General features: G+C 54.1%; 14 protein-coding genes. 4 read left to right on the top strand and 10 right to left on the bottom strand.

What is annotated here, in order from left to right; translation table 11 throughout:
* Positions 1–189, bottom strand: a 189-nt coding sequence (locus tag PHC90_09155) for an FAD-dependent oxidoreductase (GenBank protein MDD3846516.1), incomplete at its 3' end; no start/stop codon positions are given.
* Between the two features lie 303 nt (positions 190–492).
* On the opposite strand from PHC90_09155, the gene PHC90_09150 reads away from it, so the two are divergent.
* On the top strand, positions 493–1278 hold the full coding sequence (locus PHC90_09150; protein ID MDD3846515.1) for a Sir2 family NAD-dependent protein deacetylase: 786 nt from the start codon (positions 493–495) through the stop codon (positions 1276–1278).
* Here PHC90_09150 and PHC90_09145 read toward each other — a convergent pair.
* Genes PHC90_09145 through PHC90_09135 form a run of 3 tightly spaced genes read right to left on the bottom strand, consistent with a single transcriptional unit; the run spans position 1248 to position 3668 of the window.
* Positions 1248–1580: an arsenate reductase family protein gene (locus PHC90_09145; protein MDD3846514.1), complete on the bottom strand. Its 333-nt coding sequence runs from the start codon at positions 1578–1580 to the stop codon at positions 1248–1250. The two genes, PHC90_09150 and PHC90_09145, sit on opposite strands and share 31 nt — an antisense overlap.
* 13 nt (positions 1581–1593) lie before the next feature.
* Positions 1594–3414 (bottom strand): translational GTPase TypA, encoded by a 1821-nt coding sequence (typA, locus tag PHC90_09140; GenBank protein MDD3846513.1) that lies wholly within the window; start codon positions 3412–3414, stop codon positions 1594–1596.
* Positions 3415–3467: 53 nt separating this feature from the next.
* Complete coding sequence (locus PHC90_09135) at positions 3468–3668, bottom strand: cold-shock protein (protein ID MDD3846512.1); 201 nt, start codon at positions 3666–3668, stop codon at positions 3468–3470.
* Positions 3669–3961: 293 nt separating this feature from the next.
* On the opposite strand from PHC90_09135, the gene PHC90_09130 reads away from it, so the two are divergent.
* Positions 3962–4753: an alpha/beta hydrolase gene (locus PHC90_09130; protein ID MDD3846511.1), complete on the top strand. Its 792-nt coding sequence runs from the start codon at positions 3962–3964 to the stop codon at positions 4751–4753.
* Between the two features lie 121 nt (positions 4754–4874).
* Positions 4875–5702 (top strand): formate/nitrite transporter family protein, encoded by an 828-nt coding sequence (locus PHC90_09125; protein MDD3846510.1) that lies wholly within the window; start codon positions 4875–4877, stop codon positions 5700–5702.
* 63 nt (positions 5703–5765) lie between these two features.
* Here PHC90_09125 and PHC90_09120 read toward each other — a convergent pair whose 3' ends face one another.
* The 6 genes from PHC90_09120 to PHC90_09095 all read right to left on the bottom strand — a co-directional run bounded on the left by PHC90_09120 (position 5766) and on the right by PHC90_09095 (position 13498).
* Positions 5766–7019, bottom strand: coding sequence for an aminotransferase class I/II-fold pyridoxal phosphate-dependent enzyme (locus tag PHC90_09120; GenBank protein MDD3846509.1), 1254 nt, complete (start codon positions 7017–7019; stop codon positions 5766–5768).
* 267 nt (positions 7020–7286) lie between these two features.
* Positions 7287–7775, bottom strand: coding sequence for a GyrI-like domain-containing protein (locus PHC90_09115; GenBank protein ID MDD3846508.1), 489 nt, complete (start codon positions 7773–7775; stop codon positions 7287–7289).
* Positions 7776–7912: 137 nt separating this feature from the next.
* A complete protein-coding gene (locus tag PHC90_09110) occupies positions 7913–8356 on the bottom strand; it encodes a thioesterase family protein (GenBank protein MDD3846507.1) in 444 nt (147 codons plus the stop codon).
* Positions 8357–8416: 60 nt separating this feature from the next.
* Entirely contained in the window at positions 8417–11107 is a 2691-nt protein-coding gene (locus PHC90_09105) for a UPF0182 family protein (protein MDD3846506.1), read from the bottom strand.
* A 273-nt stretch (positions 11108–11380) separates the two neighbouring features.
* Positions 11381–12253: a succinate--CoA ligase subunit alpha gene (sucD, locus tag PHC90_09100; protein ID MDD3846505.1), complete on the bottom strand. Its 873-nt coding sequence runs from the start codon at positions 12251–12253 to the stop codon at positions 11381–11383.
* 60 nt (positions 12254–12313) lie between these two features.
* A complete protein-coding gene (locus tag PHC90_09095; GenBank protein ID MDD3846504.1) occupies positions 12314–13498 on the bottom strand; it encodes an acetate--CoA ligase family protein in 1185 nt (394 codons plus the stop codon).
* Positions 13499–13757: 259 nt separating this feature from the next.
* On the opposite strand from PHC90_09095, the gene PHC90_09090 reads away from it, so the two are divergent.
* Positions 13758–14453 carry a GntR family transcriptional regulator gene (locus PHC90_09090; protein ID MDD3846503.1) on the top strand — a complete coding sequence of 232 codons (696 nt, stop codon included), beginning with the start codon at positions 13758–13760 and terminating at the stop codon, positions 14451–14453.
* Positions 14454–14495 lie beyond the last annotated feature (42 nt).

Below are 14495 nucleotides of genomic sequence, written 5' to 3'. Positions count from 1 at the left end.
ACCTATGCCGAGAGAACCTTCCGGGAAAAGACCGGCACCGCCGAGAAAGGGCATTTTCTCAAGGAGGATTGCCCTTACCCCGCTTTCGGCAGCGGTGAGTGCCGCCGACAGGCCGCTCAAGCCCCCGCCGGCAATAACGATATCGGTCTCGAACTTCTGGCATTCTGTGGACAGTGTCTGTGATCTCATGATGGATTTCAGTACCTCCCAAAGATGAACGTCAATCTTATCCCGCTTCTCCGCTGAATGAGATTCTGTTCACGTTACGTATCCTGCGGGTCTGTCGAAAAATACATTACCGGGACGATAAAGTCAACTCGCCGAAGGAAGGCCCGGCACGCCGCATTCACTACCCTGGCCGCAATTACTTTGTCTCTCTCCATGCTCCAGATCAAGGAGGTCTCCCGTTTTTTCATCTTGATTCAAGCGGCAAGGTCGTACTAGTCTTGTATTGGAAAACGGACTCCACGTGAAGAGGAAAGGAGCAAAAGCATGGAAGACAGGATACATGAGGTTGCCCGACTGATTGCAGGCGCGAAGAAGGTTGTTGTTTTCGTTGGTGCCGGGTTGAGCACGGAATCGGGGATACCTGATTTTCGGAGTCCCGGGGGCGTCTGGGACAGGTACGATCCGGCTGATTTTGATTTTCAGAATTTTCTCTCCCGGGAATCATCGCGGGAGAAATACTGGCAGATGGCGACGGAGATGTATGAGGCAATGAAGGACGCGAAACCCAACGCGGGGCATCTTGCCATAGCTGAACTTGAGCGGCTCGGTAAGCTCGACTGCCTTGTCACGCAGAACATAGACGGTCTTCATTTCAAGGCGGGCAATTCGGAGACCAGGGTGTTCGAACTTCATGGCACTGCCATGCATGTCGCTTGTCTGGACTGCGGGAAACGGTACGAAAGGGGTCCTATTCAGGAGAGGATAGCGGCCGGCGAGAAAGCTCCCCGGTGTGATTCCTGCGGCGGCCTTCTCAAACCGGCCACCATCTCCTTCGGGCAATCCATGCCTGAACGGGAGACGGCGGAGGCCTTCCGCCGCTCCACGGCATGTGACGTTTTCATAGTCATCGGTTCCTCCCTGGTGGTATATCCGGCGGCCCAGATGCCCGTCGAGGCAAAGCGGGCCGGGGCAAAGCTCGTGATCATCAACCGGGACTCCACCCCCTGCGACAAGATAGCCGATATCGTACTCAACGGCCCTGCGGGAGCGACGATGGAAGCAATAGTGAAAAAGGTCTTCTATTTCCACTCTTTCCACACATCCGGCTGATAGCCGATGGTGGCCTTGTTTCCGTTGCGGACTATGGGGGTCTTGAAAAGCAGGGGGTCGGCGAGGAGTTCTTCCTCGATGTTATGCGTAAGATATTTCAGGTTTCGCCGGGCGTATTGCTTCCCCTCGGTGTCTATGAGTTTTTCGATGCCCACGACGGACCTGACGCTGTTAAGTTCACCTTTGCTGAGGCCTTTGACCGTCAGGTCGATATAGTGGAAGGGTATGCCGCGTTCTTTGAAGAACCGTTGCGCCTTTCGCGTGTTCTGGCATTTGGAGGTACCGAAGATTTGAATGCTCATGGTCGGGCAGGTATCAGTTTTTCAGGCCGGCTATCTTTGATCTCTTGCGTTGAAGGCCGTCGAGTATGGTTTTGCGCAACCTGATCGACTTTGGAGTGATCTCCACGAGTTCGTCCTCGTTGATATAGGAGATACAGTCTTCGAGACTCATGTTTCTGGGGGGTGTGAGGATGACGGCGTCGTCGGAACCGGCCGCCCTCATGTTCGTCAGCTTCTTGCCCTTCGCGGGATTGATCACCAGGTCTATCTCGCGGGCGTGTTCGCCGATGATCTGGCCCCCGTAGACCTTCTCGCCGGGACCAAGGAAAAGCTCGCCTCGCTCCTGCAGGTTGAAGAGGGCGTATGCCACGGTGGTGCATTCCTCCATGACGACGAGAACTCCGTTGTTGCGGTTCCTCATCTCGCCGGCATAGCGGTCATAGCCGTCAAAGATGTAGTTCATCGTGCCCGTGCCCTTGGTCTCCGTCAGGAACTGGGAACGGAAACCGATGAGACCCCTCGTGGGCACGCGGTAGCTCAGTCTCACCATTCCCTTGTCCTGATGCATGTGGACCATCATCCCCTTGCGCCTGCCGAGGTTCTCTATGACGTTGCCGGAAAACTGTTCGTCCACGTCGATGGTCAGTTCTTCGTAAGGCTCGAGGGTCCCTTCCTCGCCTTCCTTGAATATGACCTTCGGGCGGGTCACCTGGAATTCATAGCCCTCCCTGCGCATTTTTTCGATGAGTATGGAGAGGTGAAGTTCACCGCGGCCGGAGACCTTGTATCCTATGGAGTCGACAAGTTCCTCGACGACGAGTGCCACGTCGGAAAGTGTCTCCCGCATGAGTCTTTCCCTGATGTGGCGCGATGTCAGGAACCGTCCTTCCTTGCCGGCAAACGGCGAATCGTTGGGGATGAAGTTCATCGATATCGTCGGCGGGTCGATGTCGATACCGGGAAGGGGCGCCGGATTCTCGGGGTCCGTCAAAGTCTCACCGATCGTTATGGACTCCATGCCGGCGATGGCGACGATCTCACCGGTGCCCGCGATCTGTGTCTCTTCCATGGAACTTCCCTTGAAGCGGTAGACCTTCGTTATCCGTGCCGGTGAGGACGGAGTGCCCTCGGTGGCCACGATAACGTCCTTGTTGAGGTTGAGGACGCCGGAGGTGATCTTCCCGATGGCAAGTCTGCCGAGGAAGGGCGAATAGGAGAGCGAACTCACGAGCATCTGCAGCGGGGCCTCGGGATTTCCTGTGGGAGGGGGCACCGAACGAACGATCATGTCAAAGAGAGGTATCATGGAGCCGCATTCCTGCGTGTGGTCCAGCGTAGCGTAGCCGGCCTTTGCAGATGCGTAGATGATAGGGAAATCAAGGATGTCGTCAGGCGCATCGAGTTTGACAAAGAGATCGAAGACCTGGTCCACCACCCAGTCGCATCGCGCAGCCGGCTTATCGATCTTGTTGACGACGACGATGACGGGCAATTTGAGTCCCAGCGCCTTTTTCAGAACGAACCTTGTCTGGGGCATCGGTCCTTCGGCGGCATCGACGAGAAGCAAAACGCCGTCGGCCATCTTGAGAACCCTTTCCACCTGGCCTCCGAAATCGGCATGGCCCGGAGTATCGATGATGTTGATGAAGAAGTCCTTATAGACGAAGGAGCCGTTCTTCGAGGAGATGGTGATACCCCTTTCTCTCTCGAGATCCATGGAATCCATGAGTCTTTCTTCAACTATCTCGTTGTGGCGGAACATCCCGCTCTGCCTGAACAACTGGTCCACGAGCGTAGTCTTGCCATGATCAACGTGTGCGATGATCGCAATATTCCTGATCTTATTCTGTTCCATAGGGATAGATATTGAAGGCAGGCCCGGTTTCTGGCCGGGCCTGCGCTGGGTGGCTATGCCTTTGCTACGTTAGATGCCGCGGGGCCTTTCGGGCCGCTGACTACTTCAAAGGTAACCTGGTCGCCCTCGGACAGGGATTTGAAGCCGCTACCCTGAATGGCTGAGTAATGCACGAACACGTCTGTGCCGTCATCACCAGTGATAAAACCGAAACCCTTTGACTCGTTGAACCATTTCACAGTTCCTTTGGCCATGTTACAAACCTCCTAATAGAATGTGGAAGAAAAGGAACTGTGCTATGGGACAGACAACAAAAATGGAAAATTCCTGCGTATGTGACGAACAGCTTGTTCCTTCCTATGCTCCGGGGTCGATTATCGCACAAAAATAGCGAGAGTGCAAGATATATTCTCAAGAGGGCTTAAAAAAACAGGGGAACAGGGCGTTTTCTCCCTTGATAAGGGATACGGGATTCCTTTAATCTAGAAAAGGGAATAAGCTGCGGTTTGTGTTGGCGGGACTGCTTGAATCCTTGAGGAGGCTGAATATGGCGGATTTTGACAGGGGGCTTCGATCGTATGATCGGCCGGAGATCCTCTACCGGCTTTTTTTCCCCAGGCGGGATCTCACGCCGGATTCGCGAGACTCCGGGGTGCTTAACCGCTTCGTTGAGGTGTCGGAGGGCATTTCAGTCTGCTGCCGTTTCTACCCCGCAGGGAAGGACGGGCCGAACATCCTGTATTTTCACGGCAACGGAGAGGTGGCATCCGATTATGACTACGTGGCGCCCGTCTATGCGCAGCGCGGATTGAACCTTTTCGTGGCCGACTACCGTGGATATGGCGGAAGCGGTGGAAATCCCACGTGCACCGCCATGATAAAGGATGCCCATCCCATCTTTCGTGATTTTATGCGCTGTATCGAGGAGGATGGTCTTACCGGAGACCCTTTCGTCATGGGCCGCTCCCTTGGAAGCGCCCCGGCCATAGAACTCGCTTACCATTATCAGGACGAACTCAGGGGGCTCATCGTGGAGAGCGGTTTCGCCAGTGCCCGGAATCAGGTTGCCAGGCTGGGCGTGGAGTATCTCTTCGGCGACGAGGACCCTGTTGGGTTCGGCAACGATTTGAAAATAAAGGATGTGAAGGTCCCCACACTTATCATCCACGGCGAGTGGGATGAGATCATCCCGTCATCCGAGGGGAGGGCGCTTTATGACCTTTCCGGGGCAGCCGACAGATCGTGTCTTTTCATCCCCCGGGCCGGTCATAACGATATTATGATGCTCGGGTCGACGGCCTATATGGACGCGGTCAATGCGTTCACCGACAGGGCATGACGATCAAATCGAAATAATGTCTTGATATCGACCGCCTTAATATGGTCTTTTTATTTATTCAATCAATTGGGATGAAGCAACACAATCAAGTGACAAAGTAACTCATAAAAAAGGAGGGACTATGGCTAACAAACCTGTAGAAATCGTTCAATTGGCCGGCGATGCTGGCAAGTACAAGGCTAATCTTACGCCAGGCAATTACCTCGTACGCAGTTTTATGGCAGGCCTCTTTATTGCGGTTGGAGGGGCCCTCGCCACGGTATGCGGAACGGGGCTGCAGAACTCGATGGGCGCCGGGTTCAAATCCATGATAGCCGGGGCCGTCTTCCCCGTCGGCTTGATAGCCATCGTTCTTACCGGCATGTCGCTTTTTACCGGTGACACGATGCTGATTCCCATGGCTGTATTTCAGAAAAAATCGACCTGGGGGAAGGTCATCAATGCCTGGTTCTGGGTTTATATCGGAAACTTCATCGGCTCCTTGTTCTGGGCGTATCTAATGTCCGTAGGGCCTTTCAGCAAGGGTGGCGGGGCTGAACTGACGGCGTTTGGTCAGAGTGCCGTGGCGATCGCCCAGGCAAAGACACTGCCCTATATGGCAAACGGCGGCGCGGGTATGTGGTCGGCCTTCATGAAGGGAATTGGATGTAACCTCCTCGTGAACCTTGCCATTTTGCTCGCTCTTTCGTCGAAGAACATGATCGGTAAGTTTTTCGGAATATGGTTCCCCATCATGGCCTTTGTTTCCTCCGGGTTCGAGCACTGCGTGGCCAACATGTATTTCATCCCCGTAGGTATCATGCTTGGCGCAAACGTGACATGGGGACAGTTCATTTACTGGAACCTGATCCCTGTAACGCTCGGGAACATCGTGGGCGGGTTTGTTTTCATCGGGGCGGTTTATTATATTTCCTTCAAGAAAGAGCTTTCATCAGTGTCGCCTACTTGACGAAGTTAGAAAGAGACCCCGGGGCATAAACGCCCCGGGGTTTTTATAGCAGTTTACCTTCTCTTAACGACACAGGCGGTCTTCAGCCGCCTGCAGGGTTTCCATCTTTTTCGCAAAGGCAAAGCGAACAGTCTTCTTCCCCATCCCGCGGGTCCCATAGAAGCATGAGCCGGGAACGACCGCTACCCCGAGATTGGCGGGAAGCCATCGGGCGAAAGAATAATCGTCACCGTCAAAATCCCAGGCACCGAAATCCGCCATCGCGTAGAAGGCCCCTTCCGGTGACTGTACGGCGAAGCCGGCCTTCCGGAGAATGGATATCATTTTGTCCCTCCTGAGCGTATAGTCTTCGCTCAACCGGCTGTAGTATTCGTCGGGCAGACCGAGGACGGCGGCACATGCCGCCTGCAGGGGCGCCGGTGCACAGATGGTCATAAAGTCATGAACTGTTCTCAAGATGGTGCTGAGGGGATTGAGCGCACAGGCATAGCCGAGCCGCCAGCCTGTCATTGCAAAGGTCTTTCCCAGACCGCTGATGGTGACGGTGCGCTCTGCCATGCCCGGAATGGTTGCGACAGGGATGTGGGGATGCCCGTCGTAAATGATATGTTCGTAGATCTCGTCGGTGACGGCTATGACGTTGAATTCCTGGCATAGCTGAGCGATCCCCTCCAATTCTTCTCTGGTGAATATGTGCCCCGTGGGATTGTGGGGTGTATTGATGAGGATGGCCCGCGTGCGGTTGTTGAAGGCGGCCCGGAGCACGTCGAGGTCAAGGGTGTAGCCCGGTGCGCCCAGGGGCACGAAACGGGGTACGCCGCCGGCAAATACTATGGCGGGAAGATATCCCTCGTGATAGGGTTCGATGACGATGACCTCATCATCGGTGTTGATGATCCCCATGAGAGTGGCAAGGATGGCCTCGGTGACGCCGCAGGTGACCGTTATATGCTGGTCGGGGTCAAACTCAAGTCCGTACCATCGCCGCATCTTGACTGCGATGGCCTGTCTGAGCGCGGCTGTGCCCCAGGTGATCGTATACTGGTTCCCGCCTGATTCAAGGGCCTGGTGGGCGGCCTCGATGGCTTCCCGCGGCGGATCGAAATCGGGAAAGCCCTGCGAGAGGTTGATCGCGTTGTGCGTGATGGCAAGGCGCGTCATCTCGCGGATGAAGGATTCCCTTATCATGTGCAGGCGCCTTGCGCCCCCTCCCTTGACGGGATCGAACCGTTTGCCGAAAAGCGAAGCCTTTTCGCTTTCCAGAATATCCATGATGCGTGCATCCTTCCGGGCCTCCTGTTCTTCCAAAGTTTTCATTGTCTCCTCCCTGTTCTCACGGTTACCTCGTGTCTTCTCATCATGTCCTCCCTTAATTCCTTGCATAAAAAAAAGGCCATGGATCTGGTCCATGGCCTTGAAGATCGAAAAGGCCATGGGTTTTGCACCCATGGCCTTCTTTCCTACCCTGTCAGGAGAAAGTTCGACACGAGTGCCCCTTCGTATAATAGTAATAATAATAGTAAAAGGACGTGCCGACTTTCATCATAGTTTTATCAGTGTACGGGAGCTTGAAGGGCTTGTCAATTAATTTGTTGGTCCCTCGCCCTGTGCATCGGGTTTTACCGGAATGAAGATCACGGTTTGAAGTTCCTGAGGATCCGTCGTTCCCGGATCGTTGAGATAGAACTCGTAGCTCCCTCTCTCGGGTTTGTGACCATTACTGTTCATCCATTCCGCAAGCGCGAGATAGGCTGACTCGATCTCTTCGTATGGCCCGGTGTGGATGGTTGAGGCGGCCTTTTCAATGGATATCTGCCTCGATGCGATGTCTCCCCTTCCGGGGAGCGGCTTGCCGACGGGCAGTCCCATTTCGACATCGAGGTCTTCCATCTCCACATTGTAATAGATGGCGAAGGGGGGGCCGATTATATCCTCACCGAGCTCTTCAAGGTATTCCACAAGAGATGCGAAGGATGACGCGAAGACATCAGGCAGATGCTCAACGTTCACCCGGGTCCTGATGGTCACCGTCGAATGCGGTTCTATGGCGCTAAGCTCACAGCTGTACGACATCGAGGAACCTCCTTATTGGCCGACTGTTTCGGTCTTCCATATGCTACATGAAGATGCGGCCGGAAGGCAAACAAAACATTCCAGCGCACAACAGGGGCGCGTCCCTGATGTCACTAAGGCGGGCAGGCGCGAGGCTTCTATATCGATTTGTTCTGGATCTTCTCGACCGTTTTTGTAAAGACTTCCGGCACGTGTGCGATGCGGTGCGTCGTGTAATCGAAGGTAACGACACCGGCTTCTGTCAGGGCGATAAGGGTGTCCGCCTTCATTACGCGATGGAAGATACGGAAACCCCCGGAACGCATCTCCCCGATATGGGTATCGATGTGTATCTCGTCGAAGATGAAGGCCTCCGCCCTGTAATTGACGGCGAGATCGGCCATGATTATCCCCGTCTTGCCGTCGCCGAGATCGCCTTCGCTGAACCCCATGGAATGGAACATCTGCGCACGGGCGGTGCCTGCGAGGGTAACGAGAGAGTCATTCCCCAGATGCCCTCCATAATTGATATCCCGGGGATGGAGAGTCATCGGAATGGTGAATTCGTACATCCTTTGCTCCTGAAGCTTAACACGCGGCATCCAAACCTCCTGACCGAAAAGACAGTTTCAGGTCTCAGCAACTGTGCCGAGACGTTGTTTTCATTTTGTCATATTTTTGAGCAGCTTTTCCAGTTTCTTCAACTGGTCTCCGTAGCCGGCCCAGTCTCCCTGGCGTTGGAGCTGCATCATGCGTTCGAATGTGCTGCTGGCCTGTTTGGCCAGATCATTGATACTTGAGGAGGACGACGGTGCGCCTTTTGCCTGCGCCGCGGAAGGAGCCAATCCCCTGCCGCCGAATATCTTTTGAAAGGCCGCCTCGAGACTTTCCTCCATGACGACATTGTTCTCGTAGGCCACGATGACCCGACTTAGTTCCGGCAGTCCGCCCTTGTCCGCCGCAGAGAGGAAAAGCGGCTGGATATAGAGCAAGGCCGACTCCACGGGGATGATCAGGAGACTGCCCCGTATGACCTGGGACCCTCTCTGTCCCCAGAGCGTGAGTTGCTGGGATATGTAGGAATCCTGGTCGATGCGTGCGTCGATCTGCCTCGGGCCGTAGATAAGGCGGTCTCTGGGGAAGGTGTAGACGATCAGTTTCCCATAGTTGGGGGCATCACACCGGGCGGCGAACCATGCCGCGAGATTGTCCCGTTTGGCCGGTGTGTAAGGGGCGAGAAGCACATACTCCTCGGCTTTTTCGCCGGGGAGCTTCATGATCAGGTAGTAGGGTTCCATCGATTTGTCGCCATAAGAAGGGATCTCCCAGAGGTCCTCTTTGTTGTAGAACGTCTTCGGATCGTCCATATGATAGGTGGCATAGAGGGATGCCTGGGTCTTGAAAAGGTCCCTTGGATAACGTATGTGTCTCCTCAAGTCTTCCGGCATTGCGTTGAGATTCTGAAAGAGACCGGGGAATATGGCGTTGTATACCTTTGCGATGGGGTCGTCGGGATCGCTCAGGTAGTACTTGATCGCGCCGTTGTATGCGTCGACGGTCACCTTGACGGAGTTTCTCATGTAGTTTACCCTGTTGCGCAGTTGCCTGGAATAGGGCAGGCGTGTTGAAACCGTGTATGCGTCGATCATCCAGTAAAGCTTTCCCGAGTCGGATATGACCATGTAGGGGTCCTGGTCCAGGGAGAGGAAGGGCGTTGCCTTGCGAACCCTTTCCGTTATGTTGCGGAAATACAGGATGCGGCTGTCGGGCTTGATGTCTGACGAGAGAAGTATCTTGGCATCTTTAAAATGGGATGCAAAGACCAGCCTTTTGAAGATCGAATCGAAGGCCACACCGCCGGACCCTTTGTAGGAACTGTAGACATTGCCCTCGGCGGTGGGATAGCTGAACTCGGGGATTCGTGTATTTGCGATGGCATAGCTGCCGGTAAGCTCACCGAAATAGATCTCGGGGGTGGTCACCTTTATGTCTTTCGTGGTGGAAGCGGGTGGTATGTCCTTCATTACGAACTCGGGCAGGCCCTCCGGGGTGATCCTGGCCACATGGGCCAACGAAACACCGTTGCCATGGGTAAAGACCAGCTTTTCGTTGATCCATGACTTGCTCGGCAGGTCGTCATAGGAGAGCTCCCTGGCGGACAGCATCACCTGCAGGTACTTTCCATCGATCCCGTACCTGTCGTTATCGATGCTCGTGAACTTGTAGTATGTCCGTATCTGCTGGAGTTGGCTCAATGTCTTGAGGAGCGGGCCTTCATCCCAGAGCCTGATGTTCCTGATCGTGGTATCGTTCTTCTGAATATCTTTTGCAGAGAGGTTGTACGAAACATTGAAAGGCTTCAGGTCGATTTTTTCAAGGCCGTACCCGTACCGGGTAAATGCGATGTGGTGCTGTATAAAAGGTTTTTCCAGGTCGAGTTCGTTGGGTGTTACCTTGAAGTTTTGCAGCAAGCCCGGATAAACGACCATGCCGATAATGTAAACGGCGATGACAGCCCCGACGGGATAGAAGGCGGCCGTGAATCTGCTCTTCGCAAAAGCGATGACAAAGGCCGCCCCGGCGATAACGGAGAGGTACATCAGCATGTTCAAGACAAAAAGCTTTGCATAAACGTCGGTGTAGCCGGCTCCGGCGATGATCTGGTGGGATGCATAGAGCAGGTCGAACCTGTCCAGGTAAAAGCCGAAGGCTGTCTTGAAAAGCACCAGCGCGCCGAGAATACCGAGGTGGATGCGTATCTCCTTTGCTATGAAGAACTGGAAGCGGCTCACGTGAAAACCGCGCCTGATGGTGTAGGACACAATACTGATGACCAGCGACATGAAAAGGAGAAAACCCAGGTACGAACTCAGTGATTGATACAAGGGCAGCTTAAAGAAATAAAACCCCACATCCCTTCCGAAGATCGGGTCGGAAACCCCCGTTGCGACGCCGTTCAGGAAGAAAAGGATCTGGTCCCAAAGGCCGGCCCCCCACAATGCCCCGAGGATGCCGACAAAAATGCAGACCAGAAGACCCAGAAGCCGCGAAAGGCTTGCCAGTCTGTCCATGCTTAGCGACACCGTTGTATAACCGTTGAGGGTGATGCTCGCTTCCGGGAACCCTATCCTGTTGATGAGTCTTGTATTGGCGAAAATAAAGAGGAATGCGAATGCGCCGAAAGCCAGACCCGAAAGGAGCTCAACGGAGATGACCCGCGAGAATACAAATTGATACCCCGTTTCCACGAAGAAAAGCCAATCCACATAAAGGCCCACGAGCCGTGAAAGGGCAGCGAGAAGGACCAGAACCGAAGCTATCAAGATGAACCGTTTCCTGCGGCTTATTACCATGCGATCTCCTGATTGTAGTGATTTGCAAAGGTTAGCACTATTTTACAACGTTGGGAACAGATTCTTATGTAAAGCGAGATACAAAGAGGCGGGTAATGGACAATGGGCCACAGGAAGAAACAGGAATTGTAAAAGTCAACCTCCTGCCGAATACCCCAGGGGTCGTCATTCCGGGGAAGGCCGGAATGACGGAAAACCCTTGGACCGTCCGGGAAAAGGCTGACTCATGCAGGAATTCTTGCCCTCTCTATCCTGTCGCACCGTGCCTATCATCTACTTCAATTTATGTTTTCTCGCCCATTGTGCGACGTCGATGGGAGTCTCAAGGATCTCAACTCCGGCGGCGCGGAGCGCCTCGTGTTTACCTGGGACGGTTCCGGTGCTGCCGCGCACTATGGCGCCGGCGTGGCCCATCTTCTTGCCCTGCGGCGAATAGCGGCCCGCTATGTAGGCGGCAACGGGTTTCTTCATCTGCCTGGCAATGAAGCCGGCGGCTTTTTCTTCTTGCTCTCCCCCGACCTCTCCCACAACGATGACCGCATCAGTATCTTTGTCTCTTTCAAAAAGCTCCAGGATATCGGCAAGATTCCTGAGAACTACGGGGTCCGCCCCCATGCCCACGACGGTGCTCTGTCCCACGTTGCTTTCGGAGAGTATCCCCGCAAACTCGTAGGAAAGCGTTCCGCTTCGTGAGATGATTCCCACCCGGCCCGGTGCGAAGAGCGATGCGGGCATGATGCCCATCTTGCCCATACCGGGGACAAGGATGCCGGGCGTTGTGGGTCCCAGGGCGAAGACGCCCCTTTCAATGGCGTAGCTGCGCATTCTCAGGACATCCTTGACGGGTATATGTTCGGGGACGATCACAATGAGCTTTACCCCGGCATCGATGGTCTCCAGAAATGCATCGAGCACAAAGGCGGCGGGAACAAAGAAGACCGATGCGTTGGCCCCCGTTTCCTTTACGGCCTCCAGGACGCTGTTGAAAACGGGAACGCCTTCGACGTTGGTTCCCCCCTTTCCCGGAGTGACGCCGCCCACAACCCTCGTGCCGTATTCCAGCATCCAGTGGGTCTGGGCACTTCCGATGCGGCCGGTGATGCCCTGTACTATAACACGTGTGGAATCATTCATGAGTATGCTCATAGGAAAACCTCATATAGTTCAATTATCGATGATCGGTTCATATTCATAGGCTGAATGGGATCACCTGGTCTTTGCCGGGGCCTTCGGGCGGCCTGCGGAAGTCTTCTTGCCCGGTCCGACGAGCTTGTAGAGAACATCGACGGCCTTCTCCGTGGCGGCTTCTGTTACGACATGGACCCCGCCTGACCTGAATATTTCCCATGTCTCTTCCTGCCGGTTGCCCAGTGCCTTGGCAACAACGGGAATCTTCACGTTGTGCTCGTTCATGTATCTGATGACCCCCTTCGCACCTTCGTGAATGGGGTTGATGCCGCCGTAAACATTGATGAATATGCCCCTCAGGTCAGGTTTCATCATGATGAGTTCCATGCACCTGTACAATAGGTCTGCGGTAATACCTCCGCCGGTTTCAAGGAAGTTGGCCGGTTTCATCCTCTGGCCGATGATGTCCATGGAGGCCATACCCAGCCCCGCACCGGAGGAAATGAGGCCTATGTCGCCATCGAGGTCCACGTAGGTGACGCCGATCTCCCTTCCTCTTCTTTCCAGGGGATTCTCTATGCGGTCGACGCGGTCAGGAAGGGGAAAGCGTATCCGCGAAAGGGCGGAGTCGTCCACTTCAAGCACGGCATCGACAGCCATTAACGCGCCGTTGGACAGGACAACGAGGGGGTTGATCTCGGCGATGAGGGCCTCGTATCGCGTAGCAATATGATAGAGCTGGCCGATTATCTCGCTCCAGGGGGTTATGAGCTTGTGATCGAGACCGAGCATTCTCAGCAGGCTGCGGGACTGGTAGGGGTAATAACCGAAAGAAGGCTCGATATGGATGGCGGCGATCCGCTCCGGCGACGTCTTCGCGGTTTCCTCAATGAGCACACCGCCCTCGGTGCTGACGACGATGACAGGTTTGCCTGAATAACCGTCCACGGTCATACCGAGATAGAATTCCTTGACGATGTCCACCTTCTGGCACACCAGTACTTTTCGGACCGGCATCCCTTTGATCTCGGAGGTGAAAAGCTCATCCGCCGCCTCTTTCAGCTCGTCCGGGTTCGATGCCGTCCTGATGCCGCCGGCAAGTCCCCGACCGCCGACAAGGACCTGTGCCTTGATGATGACGGGATATCCTATTTCGCTGGCAACATGGAGGGCATCGTGCATGTCGCCGACAAGCTCGCGCCGGGGAACAGGTATGTGGTTCTGTTCAAAAATGTCCAGTGCTTCATATTCGTGAAGTCTCATATCGGGATCCCTTTTTGTTGATTTGGCTTCATGTGCAACCCGGCGTAAGCCGGAATTACAACCATCAAGTATAAATGTAATGTCATTTGATGTCAATGCTGTTGATTAATAATGTGATTATAAAGTGAATGAAGAAGAGGGGTAATCGGTCATAGGCAATGGGTAATGAGTTATAGTGCACAGACTTCAATCCCATGACCCGTTACATTTTTTTAAAAAATATAATTGCATTTGTGATTTTATTTATGTAAAGTTACTCATGGCACAGACAAAGACAAAAAAACCAACCAAGCAACCGGAAGACAGCAGTCAGATAGCGTACCAGGGTATTCGGCGGATGATCTACTCCAAGGAGCTCGTGCCCGGACAGAAGATCGCCTACAGGGACCTTGCGGAAAAGCTCGACCTCAGCCCCACGCCCATTATTCAGGCACTCAGAAGGCTTGAGCTTCTCGGGTTCGTCTGCCATGAGACGAACAGGGGATTTTACATGTCGCCTTTCAGTCTCAAGGAGATCGAGGAGATCTATGAGATGAGGGAGCTCATTGAGCCATCGCTGGTCGCAGATACTGTCCAGAACATCGACAAGAAAGGGCTTTCAGAGCTCAAAGCCGCACTTGAGGCACATCTTTCCGCAGAACGCGATTTTTACCTTAAGGAGAGGCTTTTCAAGAACAGGGAGTTCCATCTTACCCTGGCCTCGCTTTCCAAGAAAGAGACCCAGATACGGATACTTCGAAATCTCTTCGATATCCTGTTTCTCAAGTACAGCGACCTGCCCAGGTCATCGCTGGTCGCGACGGACCAGGAACATCAGGAGATCTACGACGCCGTCTCATTAAGAAGTATGGATCGTGCGCAGACGGTGCTGAAGAACCACGTCACGAACGTGAAGGTTCAGGTATTGTCAAGCGTGCGGAAGATGCTTGCCGAGCAGGAACGTTCCCAATTCTAGGAACACGTCGGATACCGAATTCCATTTAGAGGAGGCAATTAC

The organism is Syntrophorhabdaceae bacterium (assembly GCA_028698615.1).
In the GTDB taxonomy this organism is placed as follows: domain Bacteria; phylum Desulfobacterota; class Syntrophorhabdia; order Syntrophorhabdales; family Syntrophorhabdaceae; genus Delta-02.
Note: the sequence above shows the minus strand (reverse complement) of the source record. Positions and strands in the feature narration are given on the sequence as shown.

Bases quoted from the DNA above. Each gene is read 5' to 3' on its own strand.
- PHC90_09110 (MDD3846507.1), bottom strand. From the start codon at position 8,356: ATGCCGCGTGTTAAGCTTCAGGAGCAAAGGATGTACGAATTCACCATT.
- PHC90_09105 (MDD3846506.1), bottom strand. From the start codon at position 11,107: ATGGTAATAAGCCGCAGGAAACGGTTCATCTTGATAGCTTCGGTTCTG.
- PHC90_09145 (MDD3846514.1), bottom strand. From the start codon at position 1,580: ATGAGCATTCAAATCTTCGGTACCTCCAAATGCCAGAACACGCGAAAG.
- PHC90_09115 (MDD3846508.1), bottom strand. From the start codon at position 7,775: ATGTCGTACAGCTGTGAGCTTAGCGCCATAGAACCGCATTCGACGGTG.
- PHC90_09150 (MDD3846515.1), top strand. From the start codon at position 493: ATGGAAGACAGGATACATGAGGTTGCCCGACTGATTGCAGGCGCGAAG.
- PHC90_09090 (MDD3846503.1), top strand. From the start codon at position 13,758: ATGGCACAGACAAAGACAAAAAAACCAACCAAGCAACCGGAAGACAGC.
- typA (MDD3846513.1), bottom strand. From the start codon at position 3,414: ATGGAACAGAATAAGATCAGGAATATTGCGATCATCGCACACGTTGAT.
- PHC90_09130 (MDD3846511.1), top strand. From the start codon at position 3,962: ATGGCGGATTTTGACAGGGGGCTTCGATCGTATGATCGGCCGGAGATC.
- PHC90_09135 (MDD3846512.1), bottom strand. From the start codon at position 3,668: ATGGCCAAAGGAACTGTGAAATGGTTCAACGAGTCAAAGGGTTTCGGT.
- sucD (MDD3846505.1), bottom strand. From the start codon at position 12,253: ATGAGCATACTCATGAATGATTCCACACGTGTTATAGTACAGGGCATC.
- PHC90_09125 (MDD3846510.1), top strand. From the start codon at position 4,875: ATGGCTAACAAACCTGTAGAAATCGTTCAATTGGCCGGCGATGCTGGC.
- PHC90_09095 (MDD3846504.1), bottom strand. From the start codon at position 13,498: ATGAGACTTCACGAATATGAAGCACTGGACATTTTTGAACAGAACCAC.
- PHC90_09120 (MDD3846509.1), bottom strand. From the start codon at position 7,019: ATGAAAACTTTGGAAGAACAGGAGGCCCGGAAGGATGCACGCATCATG.